The 20,666-nt window shown below is 66.6% G+C and carries 13 protein-coding genes; 8 read left to right on the top strand and 5 right to left on the bottom strand.

Annotated features, from left to right (window positions below; genetic code table 11):
- The first annotated feature begins 112 nt into the window (after positions 1-112).
- From KME82_RS01505 to KME82_RS01540, 8 genes are all read left to right on the top strand, one after another.
- On the top strand, positions 113-1,135 hold the full coding sequence (locus KME82_RS01505) for a 3-oxoacyl-ACP synthase III (protein ID WP_036107633.1): 1,023 nt from the start codon (positions 113-115) through the stop codon (positions 1,133-1,135).
- A 449-nt stretch (positions 1,136-1,584) separates the two neighbouring features.
- A complete protein-coding gene (locus KME82_RS01510; protein WP_215496967.1) occupies positions 1,585-1,830 on the top strand; it encodes a hypothetical protein in 246 nt (81 codons plus the stop codon).
- Between the two features lie 276 nt (positions 1,831-2,106).
- Entirely contained in the window at positions 2,107-2,733 is a 627-nt protein-coding gene (locus tag KME82_RS01515) for a DUF2170 family protein (protein ID WP_215496968.1), read from the top strand.
- A gap of 1 nt (position 2,734) precedes the next feature.
- Complete coding sequence (locus tag KME82_RS01520) at positions 2,735-3,565, top strand: PspA/IM30 family protein (protein WP_215496969.1); 831 nt, start codon at positions 2,735-2,737, stop codon at positions 3,563-3,565.
- Between the two features lie 326 nt (positions 3,566-3,891).
- Positions 3,892-4,470, top strand: a complete 579-nt coding sequence (locus KME82_RS01525; protein ID WP_215496970.1) for a hypothetical protein — start codon at positions 3,892-3,894, stop codon at positions 4,468-4,470.
- Between the two features lie 60 nt (positions 4,471-4,530).
- A complete protein-coding gene (locus KME82_RS01530; RefSeq protein ID WP_215496971.1) occupies positions 4,531-6,333 on the top strand; it encodes a hypothetical protein in 1,803 nt (600 codons plus the stop codon).
- 109 nt (positions 6,334-6,442) lie between these two features.
- Positions 6,443-11,818, top strand: coding sequence for a DNA repair ATPase (locus tag KME82_RS01535; protein ID WP_215496972.1), 5,376 nt, complete (start codon positions 6,443-6,445; stop codon positions 11,816-11,818).
- 13 nt (positions 11,819-11,831) lie between these two features.
- Positions 11,832-12,539: a phospholipase D-like domain-containing protein gene (locus KME82_RS01540; protein ID WP_215496973.1), complete on the top strand. Its 708-nt coding sequence runs from the start codon at positions 11,832-11,834 to the stop codon at positions 12,537-12,539.
- Positions 12,540-12,793: 254 nt separating this feature from the next.
- Here KME82_RS01540 and KME82_RS01545 read toward each other — a convergent pair whose 3' ends face one another.
- From KME82_RS01545 to KME82_RS01565, 5 genes are all read right to left on the bottom strand, one after another.
- Positions 12,794-13,993 (bottom strand): CaiB/BaiF CoA transferase family protein, encoded by a 1,200-nt coding sequence (locus tag KME82_RS01545; protein WP_215496974.1) that lies wholly within the window; start codon positions 13,991-13,993, stop codon positions 12,794-12,796.
- Between the two features lie 133 nt (positions 13,994-14,126).
- Positions 14,127-16,037, bottom strand: coding sequence for a glycoside hydrolase family 127 protein (locus KME82_RS01550; RefSeq protein ID WP_252255582.1), 1,911 nt, complete (start codon positions 16,035-16,037; stop codon positions 14,127-14,129).
- Entirely contained in the window at positions 16,034-18,226 is a 2,193-nt protein-coding gene (locus KME82_RS01555) for a formylglycine-generating enzyme family protein (RefSeq protein ID WP_215496975.1), read from the bottom strand. The genes KME82_RS01550 and KME82_RS01555 overlap by 4 nt, the downstream gene beginning before the upstream one ends.
- Before the next feature lie 44 nt (positions 18,227-18,270).
- Complete coding sequence (locus tag KME82_RS01560) at positions 18,271-19,173, bottom strand: ribokinase (protein ID WP_215496976.1); 903 nt, start codon at positions 19,171-19,173, stop codon at positions 18,271-18,273.
- On the bottom strand, positions 19,170-20,600 hold the full coding sequence (locus KME82_RS01565; protein WP_252255881.1) for a serine hydrolase domain-containing protein: 1,431 nt from the start codon (positions 20,598-20,600) through the stop codon (positions 19,170-19,172). Before KME82_RS01565 ends, KME82_RS01560 begins: the two co-directional genes overlap by 4 nt.
- Positions 20,601-20,666: the final 66 nt, after the last annotated feature.

A 20,666-nucleotide genomic window follows, 5' to 3' on the forward strand; every position in this document is an offset into this window, starting at 1 on the left:
TTAGGCCGGTAATGCCGGCCGGTACCCCGGTCGCGGTGTGACCGGAGCTAATGCGCGGGGGGCGGGAAGACGCTACGCTGTCGCACTTTTCTGCCCCAAGGGTTTAACGCCCATGCTGTTCCAACATGTCGCCATCGCCGGCCTCGCTCATGTCGATGCGCCGCGAAAGCTGACGTCCGATGAGATCAACGCCCGGCTCAAGCCGACGCTCGATCGCCTCGGCATCAAAGTGGATGTACTGCAGGACGTCGCCGGTGTGCGCGAGCGCCGTCTTTGGGACGGCGACATGAAGCCTTCCGACGCCGCCACCCTGGCCGGCGTCAAGGCGCTGGCCGACGCCGGCATCGACGCCGACCGCATCGGTCTGCTGGTCAACACCTCGGTCAGCCGCGATTACCTGGAGCCGTCCACGGCCAGCATCGTCTCGGGCAATCTGCGCCTGGGCGAGAACTGCCAGAACTTCGACGTCGCCAACGCCTGCCTGGCCTTCATCAACGGCATGGACATCGCCGGCCGCATGATCGAGCGCGGCGAGATCGACTACGCCCTGATCGTCGACGGCGAAACCGCCAACCTCGCCTACGAGAAGACCCTCGAACGCCTGAGCCACGCCGAAGTCACCGAAGCGCAACTGCGCGACGAGATGGCGACGCTGACCCTGGGCTGCGGCGCGGCGGCGATGGTGCTGGCGCGTTCGGAACTGGTGCCCGGCGCGCCGAAGTACCGCGGCGGCGTGACCCGTTCGGCGACCGAGTGGAATCACCTGTGCGTGGGCGATCTGCACCACGACCGAATGGTGGCCGACGGCCGCATGCTGATGATCGAAGGGCTCAAGCTCGGCCACAAGACCTTTGCCGCGGCCAAGGCCGCGCTGGGCTGGGCGGTCGAGGAGCTCGACGAGTTCGTGATCCATCAGGTCAGCCGCGCCCACACCCAGGCCTTCCTCAAGGCCTTCGGCATCGATCCGAAGAAGGTCATGACCATCTTCGGCGAGCACGGCAACATCGGTCCGGCCTCGGTGCCGATCGTGCTGAGCAAGCTGCGCGAGATGGGCCGCCTGAAGAAGGGCAGCCGCGTCGCCCTGCTGGGGATCGGCTCGGGTCTGAACTGCTCGATGGCCGAAGTGGTCTGGTAACTCCCGGGTAATCCGCGCGGCGCGATGGCGCTGCGACGATCGGTCATCGAAACAACGACAGGCCCGGTGCGAATGCATCGGGCCTGTTTGTTTTTATGGTGCTGAACAACTGAATGGCCGAACGAACGACCGAGCGACCACGCGGCTTCAGCCTCTTTTGTGGGAGTGGCTTCAGCCCCGACGCTTTTCGATAAGTGCTGCGGCACTTTCGTGGTGGAACAGTTGAGTGATCGGAGCGAACAGCGTATGGGCTTCAGCCCCTCCCACAAAAGACCTCGAAAGACCTTGTTTGGCGAATTATTCCCTTGCCCGGTCGTCGCGGCTCGCGCCCCACGGCCCGCGCGATACGTGCATGCGCTCACGCTTGCTATAGTCGAGGTCTACTGCGCGCGCGTCGCCATCGCCGCCGCGCCAAGGACCGATTCCTCACCCGCAACGGAGTTGCCGACATGGCCCAGCCCAAGAGCCACCTCGAGATCGCCCTGGCCTCGATCCCGGTGTTCACCAACGACGGCACGCTCGACGTCGCCGAACTGCAGAAACTGCTCGACCTTGCCTTGCGCGACAAACTGGTCGACGAAGACGAAAAGCGCGTGCTCGGCAACATCTTCAAGCAGGCCGAACTCGGCGAACTCGATGCCGAAGTGAAGCGGCGCATCGACGAAGCGCGCAAGCAGCACGACATTCCGGCCTGATCGCCCGGCGGCGGTCGTTCGCGGCTGCCGTTGGCTTTCCCCGTGGTCGTAGTGGCGCGGTCGCGGCTTGCGCCGCTCCTACAGCTAGCCCATGTAGGAGCCGCGCAAGCCGCGACCGCGAATTCACGACGACCGCGCCAGCCTCCAATCCCTCGCTTCCCCAAGCCCTTGAATTTATTACCCCGCCCACCGCATTCCGTGGCCGGCATCACCGTCCGTCGGCTCTTACATGTCACGTCTTGCCAATGTCACATGTGATGAACTAACGTGACCGCCATGGAACGCCGATCCTCCGCCTACTACCAGCGCCGCCATCGCGAACGTCTTCGCGACAAGGGCCTGGTGAAGAAAGAGCTGTGGGTGCTGCCCGAGTTCGCGGACGAACTACTGGTGGTGGAAAAGCGGATGCGGCAGCCGCGTGGTGCGGCGCCGGGGCGTGGACGCGTGGAGAGGGCGATGAGCGACGCAAAGGTATGGACGGCCGAAGGGCTGTTCGACGCATTGGCGCAGGCCGACGAATTCGTCTACGGCGAATCGCATATCGAGCTGATCGACGGCGCGCAGGCCAGCCTGCATCTGGTGATGGGCGAATACGGCGACCTGCCGTTGTTCCTGGCCGTGGTCGGCGAACAGATCGTGGTCGAGGCGCTGCTGTGGCCGGTCTCGCACGTGCGCGACCCGGCCGCGTTCAACGAAGAAGTGCTGCGCACCCACAAGGTGATCTTCCCGTTGTCGACCATCGGCATCGAGACCCTGGCCGACGGCGAGTCGGTGTACATGATGTTCGGATCGCTCAGCGCGGCGTCCTCGCTGTCGAACGTGCTGTACGAGATCGAAACCCTGGCCGACAACGTGATCAAGGCCACCGAGGCCTACGAGCAACTGCTGCTGGAGGCGGCCTGACATGCCCAAGTCCGACGGTGGCAATATCTGGAGCAAGTTGCTCGGCTCGCTGCGCGGCGGCGCGCACGAGCTCGGCGAAGACTGGCTCGACAGTCGCGCGCTGCGCATCCTCGATCAGGAAATCCGCGACTGCGACATCGAACTGCGGCAGTCGCGCGAATCGCTGGCGCACCTGCTCGCGCGCCACACCCTGGCCGAGCGCGCGCTGAGCGAATCGGGCGAGAAGATCGCCGAGTACGAAACCTACGCGATCAAGGCCCTGGCCTCGGGCGAGGAAGCGCTGGCGCGCGAAGTCGCCGACAAGATCGTGCAGCTCGAATCCAACCGAAGCGACGATCAACGCCATGTCCAAGCGCTGGCCGCCAGCGTGGCCGAACTGCGCAAGACCGTGGCGATGGCCGAGGGCAACATCCGCCGCTTGAAACAACAACTCGACACGGTCAAGGCGACCGAAAGCGTGCAGCGCGCGCAGGCCGCGGTCGCGCAGCGCTACGTCGGGCCGCACAACAAGATGCCGACCGCGATCGACTCGCTGGCGCGGATCAAGCAAAAACAGGCCGAGCGCGGCGCGCGGGTGGAGGCGGCCGAGCAACTGGCGCGCACCGATCGCGGCGATGCGCTGGAACGAAAACTGCGCGACGCCGGGATCATGGCCGACGTCGCCGGCACCGATGCGGTGCTGACGCGATTGCGACAAAAACCGAGACCGGCGCGATGCAGTGCGGGACGGCGGCGAGCAAGGGAGCGCGAGCAACTGGCGCGACGGCGACACCGTGCGGCGTGGAACGAAAACTGCGCGACGCGGGGCTGGTCGGCACCGATGCGGTGCTGACGCGATTGCGACAAAAATTGCCGGACTGACCGGCGCGATGGCAGTGCCGCCCGGACGGCGGCGAGCGGGGAAGGGAGGGGTGCGATGATCGAATTTCTGCAGATCGTGTTTGCGGACGCGATGCGCCTGGGCTGGGCGGATGGTGACGGTGGTGGTCGGCGTCGGCGGCTGGTCGGCATGGACGCGGCCGATGGCTGTTCGCGTCGGCGAAGGGCCATCGCACGGCCACGTCGGCGGCCACGGCACGGCCACGGGCACGGCCATGCGCCGGCGACGGCCATGCGCTCGGCCACGGCCCATGCTGGCGCGCGATCATCAATCAAAGCGTGTTCGATCCGCTGATGCGCCTGGGCCTGGGCGGCATTCCGGTGACGGTGGTGCTCAGCACCCTGATCGCCAGCGGCTGGGCGCTGAGTTTCTTCGCCGACCTGCTGTTGCTGCGGCTGCTGCCCGAAGGGCCATTGCGCACCGTCGCCAGCGTCGTGCGTCGCGCCATCGTCCGCATTCGGTCGGTCAACCAGTGCGCCGCGCTGGAAGACGGCGGCGCCGAGCTGATGCCGCAACCGCGACGGTCGCCGCACGCGCGACCGGCGCGCCGGCCGATCACCGCGCCGCCGCGACCGGGTACAACGCGGCGACGCGACGAATTTCGCGACGAACCGGTACCGAGCGAAGTTCGACGGCGGGCTGAGCCGTATCCGCAACGTTATAGGGAGGGCGACGCGTCCGCCTTCGAGCAACGTAGTTGCCCTTCGAGTGCTTTTACGATCCTCACCCTGGTCGGGTTGGGCGTCCTGATCGTGTTCGTCCTGTTCAAGGCGTTCTATCCCGCGGGCACGTCATCGGGTCGTCCCGCCACATGCGTCAACATGTGTGGTGCTAAGGTGCATTTCACATTGACATGATCTCATGATCAGTGGAAGATCGACCGGCGGGCCAAGGACGGATTGATCTGCAAGGACAACATGCGCGCCGACATCACCGTCGCGTTCTACCTGCGGGTCAACGAGACCCAGCAGGACGTGCTCAAGGTCGCCAAGGCGATCGGCGTGGACCGCGCCTCCGACCGCACCGCGGTCAATGAGCTGTTCAACGCCAAGTTCTCCGAAGCGCTCAAGACCGTCGGCAAGCAGATCGACTTCGTCAAGCTGTTCGAGAACCGCCAGGAATTCCGCGACCGCATCATCGAGGTGATCGGCAACGACCTCAACGGCTACATCCTCGAGGACGTCGCGATCGACTACCTGGAGCAGACGCCCAAGTCCTCGCTGGACCCGACCAACATCCTCGACGCCGAAGGCATCCGCAAGATCACCGAGCTGACCGCGGCGCAGAACGTGATCACCAACGAGCTCGAGCGCAACGAGCAGCTGGCGATCACCAAGAAGAACGTCGAGACCCGCGAAGCCATGCTCGCGCTCGAACGCCAGCAGGCCGACGCCGAGGCGCGGCAGAAGCGCGAGATCCAGACCATCCAGGCGCGCGAGCAGGCCGAGACCGCCAAGGTCCAGGAAGAAGAGCGGCTCAAGTCGGAGAACGCGCGCATATCGGTGCAGGAGCAGCTCGACATCCGCGAGGAGAACCGTCAGCGCGAAGTCGAAGTGGCGCAGCAGAACCGCCAGCGCGCGGTGGTGATCGAGGTCGAAAAGGTCACCCGCGCCAAGGATCTGGAAATCGTCGCGCGCGAACGCGAGGTCGAGTTGAACCGGATCGAGAAGGAAAAGGCGCTGGAAGAACAGCGCAAGGAAATCGCCAACGTGATCCGCGACCGGATCGCGGTCGAGAAGACCGTGGCGCAGGAAGAAGAGCGGATCAAGGAAGTGCGCCAGGTGTCCGAGGCCGACCGCGCCAAGCAGGTCATGGTGCTGCACGCGCAGGCCAAGGCCGAGGAAGAGATGGTGCGCCAGGTCAAGCAGGCCGAGGCCGACGAGACCTCGTCCAAGCACAAGGCGGTGGAGATCACCACCTTGGCGCAGGCCGAACTGGAATCGGCCGGCAAGCAGTCGGAAGCCAAGAAGAAGATGGCCGAAGGCATCGAGGCCGAGCGCGCGGCGCCGGGCCTGGCCGATGCGCGGGTGCGCGAGATCACCGCCGCGGCGATCGAGAAGGAAGGCATGGCCAAGGCCCGCGTGGTCGCCGAGACCATGGGCGCGGAAGCCAAGGGCGAGCAGGAAAAGGGCATGGCGCAGGCGCGGGTGATGGAAGCGCAGGCCGACGCCAAGCAAAAGCTCGGCCTGTCCGACGCCAAGGTGCTGGAAGAGAACCTGTTCGCGCAGGCGCGCGGCGAAGAGCAGCTGGGTTCGGCCAAGGCCAAGGCCAATCGCGACCTGGGCATGTCCGAAGCCGACGTGCTGCTGCAGAAGCTCAAGTCCGAAGCCGAGGGCCTGTCGCAGAAGTTCGGCGCGCTCGATTCGCTCAGTGACCAGTCGCGTGCGCACGAAGAATTCCGCATGCAGCTGGAGAAGAACTTCGAACAGGCCATCGCCGGCATCGACGCCAACAAGGAAGTGGCGAAGGAACAGGCCGACGTGCTGGCCGCCGCGCTCAGCAAGGCCAACATCGACATCGTCGGCGGCGAAGGCGCGTTCTTCGATTCCTTCGCCAAGGCGCTGTCGGTCGGCAAGGCGATCGAAGGCGTGGCCGGCAAGAGCCCGATCGTGCAGGACGTGCTGCAGCGCCTGCTCAACAAGGGCGACGACAAGAGCATCGCCAAGCTCGAAGCCAAGTCCGACGGCACGCCCGCCGGCGAGACCGCGCTGGATTCCTGAGCGCGCGCCTGACCCAGGGAATGCGCCGCCGCTCGCGGCGGCGCATCGGATTGACGTCCGCGGCGCAAGCGTTTCGCGCCGCGGGCAGGACCGGTAGGACGAACCACTGATGGCCGATACCAAGCCGACCGCTTCCGCGCGCAGCACCGCCGCGGGCGACATTTCCAACGACAGCGCGAAGGCGGCCGCTCACGCGGCGGTCGATCAGGCCGTCGCCCAGGGCGGCGCGTACGAGGTGCTGAGCAAGCGGCTGAGCGAACAGGGGCTGCGTCTGCGCGGGATCGCGCAGGGTTTGAACCAGCAGCGCCTGAGCGAGTTCGGCAGCAGCCAGATGGAGGTGATCGGGCGGTTCCGCATCCGCACCGAGAACAACTGCGTCGCGCGCGACATCGTGCAGGTCGGCGAGCATTTGGTGTTCGGCTACAACGTGTTCATGGGGCTGAAGAAAGAGACCACGGTCGCCGACGTATTCTCGCTGTACAAGCTGGTGCAAGGGCCGGAAGGCTACGACGTCACCCCGGTCGAGCTGAAGGGCAGCTTCCTCGGCATCGACAGTTTCGCCCAGGATTTCCGCGAGCTGTACGCGTACTACAAGCACACCCGCCTGATCCAGCTGATCGTGCGCGACGGCAAGTTGCTGGCCGCGTTCCAGATCGGCGAGCGCATCACCGACCTGCGCGTGTTCCGCTGGTCGGTCTCGCCCAACGGCGAGGTGCGCTACATCGACAACCGCGGCGAGCGCGACATCGCGCTGCCGGCGCCGTTCGATTTCGAATGGACCCGCGCGACCCGCGAGATGGTGGTCAACGGCCGCCATCCGCATCTGAACATTCTCGACAGCGTGTTCGTCGAGACCGTCAACGGCGATCTCACCATCAAGGTCGAGAACAACACCGAGGACGGCAAGGGCATCTACCGCGAACCGGTCGAGGACAAGACCCAGTCGCTGGACGACGCGCAGGTGGATTTCGCCAAGGTCGGCAGCCTGATCCTGCTCAAGATCCTGCCGTACCGCGAGGAGCAGTGGCGCTACCTCGTGTTCAACACGCTGACCCGCAAGGTGCTGCGCCAGGATGCGATCGGCCTGGCCTGCATCCAGTTGCCCGAGGACCACGGCATCATCTTCCCGGGCGGGTATTACCTGCAAAACGGCGAGCACAAGAGCTTCGACCAGTCGATGGACGGCATGCGCTACAAGCGCAGCATCCGTTCGCCCAACGGCGAGGACGTGCTGTACCTGTTCTACGAGCCCGAACAGGGCCGCACCGCGATGTTCACCTACAACATGATCGAACGGCGCCTGCAGACGCCGATCTTCGGTCACGGCTATGCGCGCCTGGACGACGGGCGCATGGTGATCTTCGCCACCGAAAGCGACGAGCCGACCCGCGTGCATCCGATGCAGGTCTGGCAGACGCCGTACTTCAGCGATGAATACGCGGCCAAGCAGCCGGCCGGCAACAGCTTCATGGGCAAGATCGGCAACGCCGAGCTGGTCCGCGGCGTGTCCGAGCTGATGAGCCTGTCGCGCGAGATCGAGGCCACCGAGGTCTCGGCCAAGCGCTACGGCCTGCTCGCGCAGAACACCCGGCGCCTGTTCGACGCGCACCACTGGCTGTCGGATCCGAACTGCGGCGAGACCGCGCCGCTGTTGCGCGAGATCGCCGCGACCGCCGAGTCGGTGCTGGACGAATACGAGAAAGTCGAAGGCATCCGCAACCAGTCCGACCGCGCGATGCGCGAGGCGCAGAGCAAGCAGAAAGCCTTGCTCGACAGCTTGCAGCCGGAGAACTGGGAGAAGGTCCAGGACTTCGTCGATGCGCTCAACGGCCTGACCGCGCAGCGCGGGCATCTGCTGACGATCCGCGAATACCGCTATATCGATGTGGCCGCGATCGATGCGATGGAGCAGGCGCTGGTCGCCGAGCATGAGCGCATCGGTGCGGCTACCGGCGAGTTCCTGGCCGGCGACAAGGCGCTGGCGCCGCTGGCCGAACGCCTGGCCGCGCTCGATGCGCAGGCGCAGCAGGCGACCACGGTCGCGCAACTGGTCGAGCCGCTGGAACAGATGCGTGCGATGTCCGGCGACCTGGACATGCTGTCGGCGCTGATGGCCACGCTCAAGGTCGACGACGCGACTCAGCGCACCCGCATCGTCGAGGCGATCTCGGAAATCTATTCCAGGCTCAACCAAGCCAAGGCGCGCGCCGACCAGCGTCGCAAGGGTTTGGGTTCGGCCGAATCGGTGGCGCAGTTCGGCGCCCAGTTCAGCCTGTTCGGGCAGAGCATCGCCAGCGCGCTGTCGCTGGCCCAGGACCCGGAAAAAGCCGACGAACAACTGTCGCGGCTGATGGTGCAGCTGGAGGAACTGGAAAGCCAGTTCGGCGAACACGAGGCCTTCCTCGGCGACATCCTGACCAAGCGCGAGGAGTTGCTGGAAACCTTCGAGGCGCACAAGCAGACCTTGATGGACGACCGCCAGCGCAAGGCGCAGGCGGTGATGGACGCGGCCACGCGCATCCTCGACGGCCTGGGCCGGCGTACCGCGCGTTTCGCCAGCGCGGACGAGCTCAATGCCTTCTTTGCTGGCGATGCGCTGATCCTCAAGCTACGTGAGCTGGCCGAGCGCCTGCGTGCGCTCAAGGACAGCGTCAAGGCCGACGACGTCGAGGCGCGCATGAAGGGCGCGCGCGATCAGGCCGTGCGCGCGCTGCGCGATCGCAGCGAGCTGTTCGAGGAAGGCGGCAACGTCATCAAGCTCGGGCCGCGCCATCGTTTCAGCGTCAACACCCAGGAACTCGACCTGACCCTGCTGCCGCGCGGCGACGTGTTGAACCTGCATCTGACCGGTACCGATTTCTTCGAGCCTTTGAACAACCCCGATCTGGACGCCGCGCGCGCCTATTGGGGCGTGTCGATGGATTCCGAATCGCCGCAGTTGTACCGCGGCGAGTACCTGGCCGGATTGGTGATCGAAGCGGCGGCCGGCAATCGCGAGGGTCTGAGCCTGGACCTACTGCATCAGCAGCTCGCGCAACCCGAGGCGCTGGGCCGCACGGTCCGCGACTTCGCCGCGCCGCGTTATCGCGAAGGCTACGAGAAGGGCATCCACGACCACGACGCGACCTTGATCCTGCAGGCGCTGCTGCCGCTGCGCGCGAGCGCGGGCCGGTTGGCGTTCGAACCGGCGGCGCGTGCGTGGGCGGCCTTGTACTGGTCGCAGGTCGCCCAGCACGAGCCGCACAAGCAATGGCCGGAACGCGCGCGCACGTCCGCCGATATCCAGCGCCTGTTCGGCAGCGCCTCGGGCCTGGATGCGTTGCGCGGCGAGATCGCCGAGGCGATGAGCGCCTACGCGCAGCAGCACACGCTGGCGATCGATCCGGCGCTGACCCCGCGCGCGGCCGAATACCTGGTGCAGGAGCTGTCCGACGAGCGTCCGCAATTCGTGTTCAGCAAATACGCGCAGCAACTGCTGCAGGCGCTGCGCGAGAAGCTCAGCGCGGCGCGGATGTGGGACGGTTTCGCCGCGGCGCTGGACGGGCTCGGCGATCGCATCGCGGCGCGTTGGGCGCTGGCGATGAACTGGATCGAAGCGCTGGCGCGCGCGCCGGAACTCGCGCCGCTGGCCGGTTATGCCGCCGAGGCGGCGACCTTGCTGCTGCTCGATCAGCGCTTCCCGAAAAAGATCACCGAGACCGACCTGAGCGCATCGGTGCAAGGCCTGCTCGGCGAGCATCCGCGGGTGAAGGACGGCCGCATGAGCCTGGCGATCGACGACTGGTCGGCGCGCCTGCGTCACCATCGCGAAAGCTTCGTGCCCGGCTTCCAGCGCTATCAGGCGCTGCGCCAGGAGATCGTCGGGCGCGAACGCCATGCGCTGCGGCTGGACGAATTCAAGCCGCGCCCGCTGAGTTCGTTCGTGCGCAACAAGCTGATCAACGACGTGTACCTGTCGGTGATCGGCGACAACCTCGCCAAGCAGATGGGCACGGTCGGCGAGAGCAAGCGCAGCGACCTGATGGGCCTGCTGATGATGATCTCGCCGCCGGGTTACGGCAAAACCACGTTGATGGAATACGTGGCGCACCGGCTGGGCCTGATCTTCATGAAGATCAACGGCCCCGCGTTGGGTCACGAGGTGCGTTCGCTCGATCCGGAGCAGGCGCCCGACGCGACTTCGCGCCAGGAGCTGGAAAAGCTCAATCTCGCCCTGGAGATGGGCAACAACGTGATGCTGTACGTCGACGACATCCAGCACACCCATCCCGAGTTCCTGCAGAAATTCATCTCGCTGTGCGACGGCACCCGCCGCATCGAAGGCGTGTGGAAGGGGCGCACCCGCACTTACGACATGCGCGGCAAGAAGTTCTGCGTGGTGATGGCCGGCAACCCGTACACCGAATCCGGCGAGGTGTTCAAGATTCCCGACATGCTCGCCAACCGCGCCGACATCTACAACCTCGGCGATGTGCTCGGCGGCATGGAAGCCTCGTTCGTGCTGAGCTATATCGAAAACAGCCTGACCTCGAACCCGGTGCTGGCGCCGCTGGCCACGCGCGAAATGGCCGACCTGTACCGCTTCGTCGCCAAGGCCGAGGGCAAGCCGTTCTCGGCCAACGAACTCAGCCACGCCTACAGCGGCGCGGAGATCAACGAGATCGTCGCCACCCTGGAGCGCCTGATCCAGGTGCGCGAAGTGGTCTACAAGGTCAATCAGCAGTACATCGCCAGCGCCGCGCAGGCCGAGACCTATCGCACCGAGCCGCCGTTCAAGCTGCAAGGCAGCTATCGCAACATGAACAAACTGGCCGAGAAGATTTCGCCGGTAATGAACCAGGCCGAGTTGCAGCAGTTGATCGGCGACCACTACCAGGGCGAAGCGCAGTTGCTGACCTCCGGCGCCGAGGAGAACCTGCTCAAGCTCGCCGAACTGCGCGGCGTGCTGACGCCGGAACAGGCCGCGCGCTGGGCCCAGATCAAGCGCGATTTCCAGCGCAACAAGGCCATGGGCGCGGGCGAGGCCGATGTCGGCGGCCGGGTCGTGGCGCAGCTCAACGATCTGGTCGAAAGCGTGCGCTCGCTGGATTCGTCCGCGAGCAAGGCGGCCGCGGCGCCGGCGCCGGTCGCGCCGGAGAATCCCGCGCCGTGGGTCGAAATCCTCGGTCTGCTCGAACGCGTCGCCGCGGCCCAGGCCGCGCCGCCGCCGCTCGCGCCGACTGCGCCCGCGCCCGATTACGACGCGTTGCTGGAGCAATTGGGGCCGTCCTTGCAGCACGCGCTCGATCCGCTGGTTGGTCGTCTGCACGACAGCGGCGAGCGCCAGACCCGGATCAACGAAGCGCTGGTGGAGATCTTCAGGCAACTCGGCGAACGCGACGTGCATGACGCGCCGACCCGTGCGGAGATGACCGAGCAGCAGCGCGAACTGCAACGCGCGCTCAACGATTTCGCCGACCGGCTCAACGGGCGCGTGCAGCGCTGAGGATCGTCCCGATATGGATTTCACCAAACTCGACCAGACCCTGCGCGAGAGCATCGCCGACTACACCCTCGACAACGGGGAAAAGTTCGAACTGCGCGAGCTCGGCGGCAACGTCGGCGCCGACCGTGTGCGTTACCTGCGCAATCGCGCCTTCGACATGACCCGCGAGTTGATGCTGGCGCAGCCGCCGCGCACGCTCGATGCCTTGCGTTGGCTCGAGCAGGTGGTCAAGACCCTGGACATCGTCGCCGCCGCGCCGGCGGTGGTGTCCAGCGCCTATTTCGCCCCCGGCGATGCGTGTCTGCGCAAGTTGCGCGAGCTGTGCCGCGGGGCCAAGCGCAGCGTCGATATCTGCGTGTACACGATCTCCGACGATCGCCTGACCGAGGAGATTTTGGCCTGCCACAAGCGCGGCATCACGGTGCGAGTGATCAGCGACAACGACAAGAAATTCGACGAGGGCAGCGATGTGCTTCGATTGCGCGAACTCGGCGTGCCGTTGCGGATCGACGACAGCCCGTTCCACATGCATCACAAGTTCGCGCTGTTCGACGGCCGGGTGTTGGCCAACGGCAGCTTCAACTGGACCCGCAGCGCGACCACCAGCAATGAGGAGAACCTGGTGGTGACCGACGATGCGAATCTGGTGCGGTGTTTCGCGGGGCAGTTCGAGGAGTTGTGGGAGAAGTTTGTGCCGGGAGCGGATGCAGCGCGGTATTGAGGCTGGGTTGCGTCGCGATCGGATCGGATTGCGTCAGGGTTGAACGCACATCGGCGCTCCCACGGATTCCTCGCCACTCTCATCGCCGTCATTCCCGCGAACGCGGGAATCCAGCGACTTTCGTACGGACTCGCCAAAGACACTGGATTCCCGCGTTCGCGGGAATGACGTTCCTGAAAGGGCACTAAGACTGCCAGCGATATGAATCAAACCCACTCAAGCTCAGCGCAACGGCTCAACAGCGCCCGAAACCCTCACCCCCGCCGCTTGCGCCCCACCACCCCAGTCTCCCCCAACTCCGCCTTCACCGCCTGTGTATCCTGCCCCAGCATCGGCGCCGCGAACGCGGCCGGCCCCGGGGTGCGGCCGAACTTGATCGACTGGGCGACGCCGCGGTAGCGGCCGACCTGCGGGTGGTCGATCGCATCGACGATGCCTTCGGCCAGCACCTGCGGATGATCGAACATGTCCTCGATCCGGCGCGCGGCCGCGCACGGCACCTCGTCGCCGAAGATCGCTTCCCACTCCATCGCGCTGCGCGCGGCGAGCGCCTGCTGCAGGCGCGGCACGATCTCGGCCACCGCCTGCGCGCGCTTGCGCACGCTGTCGTAGCGCGGGTCGTCGGCCAGTTCGCGCAGGCCGGTCTTCTCGCACAGCGCTTTCCAGAAGCGCGCGGTGTTGGCCGAGATGTAGATATGGCCGTCGCGGGTCGGATGGATGCCGGTGACGCCGCCCGAACGCATGTCGCGGCCGATGTCGAGGCCTTCGCCGTCGGCCCAGATCATCCGCGCCGACTGCATGGTCAGCGCGCTGCGCAGCAGCGACACGCCGACGAACTGGCCCAGGCCGCTGCGCTCGCGTTCGAACAGCGCCGAAGACACGCCGGCCGCGAGCAATGCGGCGGCGTAGTAGTCGACCACCGAGCCGTAGATGATTTCCGGCGGCCCGCCGCGGCGACCTTGCAGGTTGCACATGCCGGTCATGGTCTGCAGCACTTGGTCGTAACCGGCCTTGTCCTTCATCGGCCCGGTTTCGCCGTAGCCGGTGACCGCGCAATAGATCAGCCGCGGGTTGATGAGTTGCAGTTGTTCGAAATCGATGCCCAGGCGCTTGGGCACGCTCGGCCGGAAGTTATGCACCAGCACGTCGGCCTCGCGCACCAGGCGCAGCAGCACCGCGTGGTCGTCGGCGCGCTTGAGGTCGAGCACGATGCCGCGCTTGCTGCGATTGACCCCGAGAAAGGCGCGGCTTTCGCTGGCCAGGGTCGAAGGGTATTGGCGCAGATTGTCGCCGTCGGGCGGCTCGATCTTGATCACGTCCGCGCCTTGGTCGGCGAGCAGGCTGCAACCGTAGGGCCCGGCGATGTAAGCGCTCAGATCGAGGACCCGCACGCCGGCCAGAGGGCCGGACGCCGCGACGGGTTCCGCGATCGGATCGGAGGAAGTGGGGGTCATGCCGTGCTGTCCGGACGATGCGTGATGCTCGACCCACTGTGCGCCGGGGGCGAGCCGATAAAAAGGCAAGTTAGGTATGTTCTGCGAGCACAAATTATTACTTGGGCGTTCTCGCACGCCGTGCACGCATCGTTCACTGCGGAGACACCGGCGACACCGGCGGCAACGACAGCCAGGTCAGCCGCCACGCGCCGTCGACGCGGCCGCCGGCGCAGTAATACGGCTGAAACACCAGCGGCTCGCGATAGCCCGGGTCCAGCTCGATCCGCGGCGTCGCATGCTGCGCATCGGCGGCGTGCCAGTGCAGCCAATCCGATGCGGGCGCGGTGGGCGGCCTGAGCGTTTCCTCGGTCTTGAAGCCGTCGATGAGGCCGGTCGCATACACCAGCGGGCCGCAGGTCAGCGCCAGATACTCGTTGTGCAACACCTCCTGCGCGACCGGGCTGCCGTCGGGCGCGCGCGACTCCTGCACGTTGCGATTGACTGCGGTGTGCAGGTGCGGAGTCATCGGGAAGTCGATGGAGATACGGTCGCCGTCGCTCCACTCGCGATCGAGCACGAGGTAATCGCCAACTGCGATTGCGGTCGACACGGATTCGCCATTGATCGATACCGACGCGTCGTTCGCCCATGAAGGAATTCGCAGCTTCAGCGCGAATCGCGCCGCGCGCTCGGGGCTCACATGCAGACCGATGCGGCCATCGAACGGATAAGCCGTGTTCTGCTCGATCCGCACCGTGCCCGCCCGCGCCAATTCGACCCGCGCCGCGCCCGGTCCGTAGAGATTGATCGCCAGCGCATCGTCGCCGCTGCGGGTGTAGGCGATGGCCGGCAGTTCCTCGATCGCCATCGCGCCGCTCGATTTGCAGCAGCGCCAGTAGGTCGTATGCACGCGTCGCCCGTTGGGAAACACGTAGTAGCACCAGTCCTCGCCGTTGGGCGCCTGCGCGCCGAGCAGATCGTTATAGGCCGAGCGCTCGATCTCCTGCGCGTAACACGCCTGGCCGGTGATGCTCAGCAGTTCGCGATTGAGCTGGATCCAGGCCAGGGTCGAGCAGGTTTCGACATAGCCCTGCGGACTGAACACGCCGGCCGGGTTGAACACTTCGCGCGAACGATGGGCGACGCCGCCCCAGGGGCCGCCGCCGAGGCTGAGGTGATGATCGCGAATGCTGCGCCACAGCGACTCGACCGCGCTCAGATACTCGACGCGGCCGGTGGCGCGATGCAGCTTCGCCAGGCCGACCAGATTCCACGCGAGTTGATACGCCTTGCCGGTGGCGATCTGCGCCGCATCCACGCCGGCCAGCGCACGCGTGAGCAGGGCGAGGTCGGGATGGGCGTCGGCCTGGCCGAGCACGGTCAGCGCCAGATCGAGAAACGCGCGCTCGCCGGTGGCGAAGTACAACTCGACCGCCGGGTCCAGCAACACCGTGGCCGACATGCCGTGGTGATTGCCCAACTCGGTGATGTCGATACCGCCGCGGGTCAAGGTCTCCAGGCACAGCGCACCGATCGCGCGCGCCGCGTCGAGATACCGCGGCTCGGGAAAATGCCTGTGGATTTCCAGCAATCCCAGGATCAGGTACGCATGGGTCCAGATGTCCCAGGTGCGCACGCTCGGCGCGCCGTCCCAGGTGCCGGGCTTGGGCGCCTGCTTGCGCATGAAGCGGTGCTCGGGCGCGTAGGTGCCCATGTAGCCGTCGGCTTCCTGATGCGCGACCAGGAAGTCGGCGACGCGGCGCACGCGCGCCAGCAACGCCTCATCGCCGCTGCGCGCGGCGGCCTTGGCCGCGGCGACCAGCCACTTGCCGGCATGTTCGCCGTACCAGTCGCCTTCGATATTCTGCTGGCGATGGCTTGGGGCGAAGATCGCGATCGCCGGGCTGGTTTCGTCGACGATGAAATGCGACAGGCGGCCGCGGCGATTGGCCTCGAGCGCGTCGCCGAGCAGGCCGTCGAGACGGACCTCGACGCGCGCGGTCTTGGCGCTGTAGTCGTTGTGGCTCATGGCGTGGGCTGAAGGCTCAGGGTCGCGGTTCATGCGCTCGCATCGACCACGCAGCGAAAACCGATGCAGCCCGAGCGATCCTTGCTCGGCGCCATCAACAGGTACTTGCCGTGCTGGTCGAGCCGGTAGGCCTGCGGAAAATACCAGTGCGAGGTCTGCGGCTGGTACGAACTACCGCCGCGCAGCACCGCGCCGCGGGTGTGTTCGTCGTGGTATTCGTCGGTCCATTGCCAGACGTTGCCGACCAGGTCGAGCACGCCGAACGCGCTGGCGCCGGCCGGATGCGCATCGACTTCGTCGGGTGCGTGCAGGCGGCGGCCGCGATTCGGCGCGGGCACGGCGTCTTCGCGCCAGTCGTTGCCCCACGGATAACGGCGGCCGTCGCCGCCTTGCGCGGCGTACTGCCACTCCCACTCGCGCGGCAGGCGCTTGCCGGCCCAGTGCGCGTAAGCGCGGGCGTCCTCGATGGAAACCCACGTGACCGGACGATTCTCCCAACCCGGCCGCGGCGCACCGTCGAGCCAATCGCGCAGATAGTTGTGCGCATCGCGCGGCGCGTAACCGCTGGCCTGGACGAAGCGCAGGTACTGCGCGTTGGTGACCGGCGTGCGGTCGATGAAGAAGCGTTGCATCGACATGCGCTTGCGGTGATTGCGCCGCGCGCTGTCCTCCCACGGGTACTGCACGTCGACGCCTTCCCAGGTCTGGCCTTCGATCTCGATGCCGCCTACGACGAAGTCGAATTCGCCGGCCGGAATCTCGACCATGCCGTCCGGCGCGGTCGCGACCGGGGTCACTGGCGCGATCGGCAGCAGACGCTGCTGCAGGGAATGCCACTGCTTCGAATAGCGATGCAGCGGGATGTCCGACAACTGGCGCATGCCGTCGAGGAAGGTGTCCAGGCCGGCGTGTTCGACCCCCGGCGCCAACGCCAGCAGCGCGCCGAAGCCGCGGCCTTCGAGAACGAATTCGAACACCGCCTGCTCGCCGTCGATGCGCGGCTCCAGCGTGACCCCGTTCCAGGCGTCGAAATAGCGCGTGCCCGGCTCGTGCGCGACCGCGATCTGTTCGCCGTCGATCTCGTATTCGTTGCGATTGACCAGGTGCCACACGGTGGTGCCCGCGTGCGGGAAGCGGCTGGCGAATACGCCGGCCTGGCGGGTATGCACGTACGGCCGCCAGTGCGCGCTGGTCATGCACGCGGCGAACTCGCGTTCGATCGTGGCGATGCGGCGCAGGGTTTCGGCGTCGCGGTCGGTGAGCTGGTTCCACAAGCCCCAGATGTTCTCCCAGGCGTTGTAGCCCACGCCGTTGAAGAAGATGTATTGCAGGTCGTGGTTGCGATCGCGGCCCCAACGGTTCTCGTAGTTGATCATGTGGCGCGGTTCGAGCCACTTGAACTTGGCCACCGGCGGGATCAGCTCGTTCGGCGCTTTCTTGCCCCAGCTCTGCACGTTCCAGATCAAGGCTTCCTCGGCGCTGATGGTGGATTCGGGTTGCAGCACCACCGGATGGCCGAGCGCGTCGCAGGCGTCGAAGAATGCGCGCGGCACGCCGTTGTAGGTGTCGCCGTTGACGCCGTCGGCGCCGACCGCCTTGACCAGTTCGGCCACCGCGTCCCAGTCCTTGACTCCGCTGTCGCGGGTGCCGTGATCCCAGGGCATGGTCGGCAGGAACACGCGCACGCCGCGGCGATGGAAATCCTCGATCGCGCCGCGCAGGCCGTCGAGCCCGCCGGGCAGATCGCCGGCCAGGTCGAACTGGTTGCGGTCGTCGACGCCGATGTTCGGGTACACATGCCAGATCAGCACGCTGTCGATGCCGCCGTAGCGGCGTTCGAGATCGTCGAGGTAACGATCGACGGTGTAGCGGCCGGCGACCGGATCGTAGAAGTAGCGGTCCTCGGCCATCATCTGCGCGTGGACGAAATTGCGCTGCGCCCATTGCAGTTCCGGGCGGCGGTAATGCGCGTCGTCGTAGCCGATGCGGATCAGGTGTTCGCGGCGCCAGTCGACCAACTCGGCGATCCAGTCGTCCAGGGTCGCGTCGACATCGACCTTCCAGTGACCGATCTCGGCGAACGGCCAGCCGGGCGCCTTGCCCGGCAGCGGCAGATAGCGCTGGGTGGTGACGTGGGAGAACTTGTATTCGGTGCGCACGGCGCGACGTTCGTCTTCGTGCGAAGCGTCATCGTCGGCGGCGGGTCGGTAAGGCTGGGTCATGGGGGCGTCGGTGGGGAGCGAGGCGGGGAATGGAGGGCCGGCGATCAGGGCGTTGTGGCGAGCAATCGTTCGACCTCAAAGCGCGTCGGCACGCTGGCCTGCGCGCCTGCGCGCGTGCAGGCTAGGGCCGAGGCGGCGCTGGCGCGGCGCAACGCCGCGGCGAAGTCATCGCCCTGAGCGAGCGCCGCGACCAGTGTGCCGCAGAACGTGTCGCCGGCGGCGGTGGTGTCGAGCGCCTGAATCGGGAACGCGGCCTGGGTCAGAACGCGGCCGTCGACGCGCGCGCGGCAGCCGAGCGCGCCGAGCGTGACCACGACCTGCGCGGTGGGAATGCGCGCCAGCGCGGCGTCGATGTCGCCGGCGATGCCGCTGAGCGCGGCGAGCTCGCCTTCGTTGACGATCAACAGGTCGACGCAGTCCAGCAGCGAAGCGGGCAAGGCGCGCGCGGGCGCGCCGTTGAGCACGACCGTGACGCCCACGTCGCGCGCGCGTCGCGCCCAGGCTTCGATCGCGGGCAGCGGGGTTTCGAGTTGCAGCAACAGATGACCGACGCCGTCGAGCGCGGGCAGGTCGTCGGCGCGCAAGGCGGCGTTGGCGCCGGGCGCGACGGTGATCGCGTTCTCGCCGTCGTCGGATACGCAGATGAAGGCGGTGCCGGTGGCGTGGTCGGGACAGCGGATCAGCTGCAGCTCGACCCCGGCGTCGCGCAGCGAGGCTTCGATCGGCGCGGCATGGGCGTCGTCGCCGAGCGCGAGCAGCATGCGCGTGGCCGCGCCGCCGGCGCGCGCGCAGGCGATCGCCTGATTGGCGCCCTTGCCGCCGGGAAACGTGGACAGTTCGCGGCCGAGCACGGTTTCGCCGGGAGCGGGGACGTGGCTGGCGCGGACGACGAAGTCGAGGTTCGCCGAGCCGGCGATCAAGACGGGAAGGTTGTGGGTTACGCTCATTTCGGTGTGTCCGGGTTCGTAGTGTCGCGAGTGTTGCTTTTGTTTGCGTCCGCCATCGCTTCGTCCACCAGGCGATAGAAGTCCTTGCTGATCCTCGGCAGATCGCGCGGTACATCGCCGCGCGGCAGGTGCTGCAACAACGCGATCGCGACCCATCGACGCGCCGGATCGATCGCATAGGTGGTCGACGCCGCGCCGGGCCAGCCGAAGCGGCCGACCGACCCGGGCTGGCCGCGCTTGACCGGATCGATGACGACCGAGCCGCCGAAGCCGAAGCCTTCACCCGGGTTGAATTGATGCACGGGCGGATCGAGCATGTTGAGTTGGTTGCGCAGCATCAGGGCGACGGTTTCGGCTCGGAGGAGGCGTCGAGTGGGTTCGACGGTCGTCTCGGGTTCGCCGCGCTCTTTCCTACCGTCATTCCCGCGAAGGCGGGAATCCAGAGACTTTAACGTGGCTGCACGAAAGTCTCTGGATTCCCGCCTTCGCGGGAATGACGAATTGAAAGGATGTCGGTCCGAAAGGTTCGTTGCTTCATGCGGACAATTCGAAGCCGTACCCGTACCCGTACCCGTACCCGTGCTCGAAGCCAAAGCAAAACCCGAATCCTTTGCCGCAATCGCCCCGCCATCCAACAACACCTGCGCAAACCGCGCATAGTCGCAAGCGGTCGAATACAACCCGCCCGCGCCGCTGGCATACGCATTCAACGCCGCGCCCGGTTCGCGCGCGCTCGGGCCGTCGGCGATCCGCAGCCGCCCGTCGTCGCCCATCGTGGTGATGTCGACCACGCGACCACGTTGCGACGCCGGCACGCTGAAGCCCGTGTCGCGCATACCTAGCGGAACGAAGATGCGTTCGCGCAGGAACGCATCGAACGGTTGCCGCGCGACCACTTCGACCACCCGGCCGAGCACTTCGATCGCGGCGCCGTCGTAACCGAAACGGGTGCCGGGATCGGCCGCGAGCGGCGCGTGGCTCAATCGCTCGACGAACCCGCGCAGGTCGCTCGCCGCGTGCGGGTCGTTGCGTTCCATGAGCTCGGTCGCGGCTTCATCGCCTTTCAGGCCCGCGGCGAACCCGGCGGTGTGGGTCAGCAGTTGGCGAATGGTGATCTCGCTGTTGGCCGGGCGCAGTCGCGGCGCGTCGGCGCTGCCGCCGATCAACACCTGGCGATGGCCGAGTTCGGGCAGATAGCGCGAGACCGGATCGTCCAGGCCGATGCGACCCTGTTCGACCAGCAGCATCACCGCGGCCGAGGCGATGGTCTTGCTCATCGAATAGAGGCGGAAGATCGCGTCCTTGCGCATCGGTTCGCGACGGGCCAGGTCGCGGTGGCCGTAAGCGTGGAAGTCGACGATGCGGCCTTCGTGCGCGATCAGTACCACGGCGCCGAGGTAGCCTTCGGCATCGGTCGCGTCGCGCATGAAGCGGTGCAGCGCGCTGAAGTCGGGCTGGACGCTGGCCTGGACCGCATGGGCTTGAACCGCATG

It is taken from the genome of Lysobacter capsici (assembly GCF_018732085.1).
Classification (GTDB): domain Bacteria; phylum Pseudomonadota; class Gammaproteobacteria; order Xanthomonadales; family Xanthomonadaceae; genus Lysobacter; species Lysobacter capsici_A.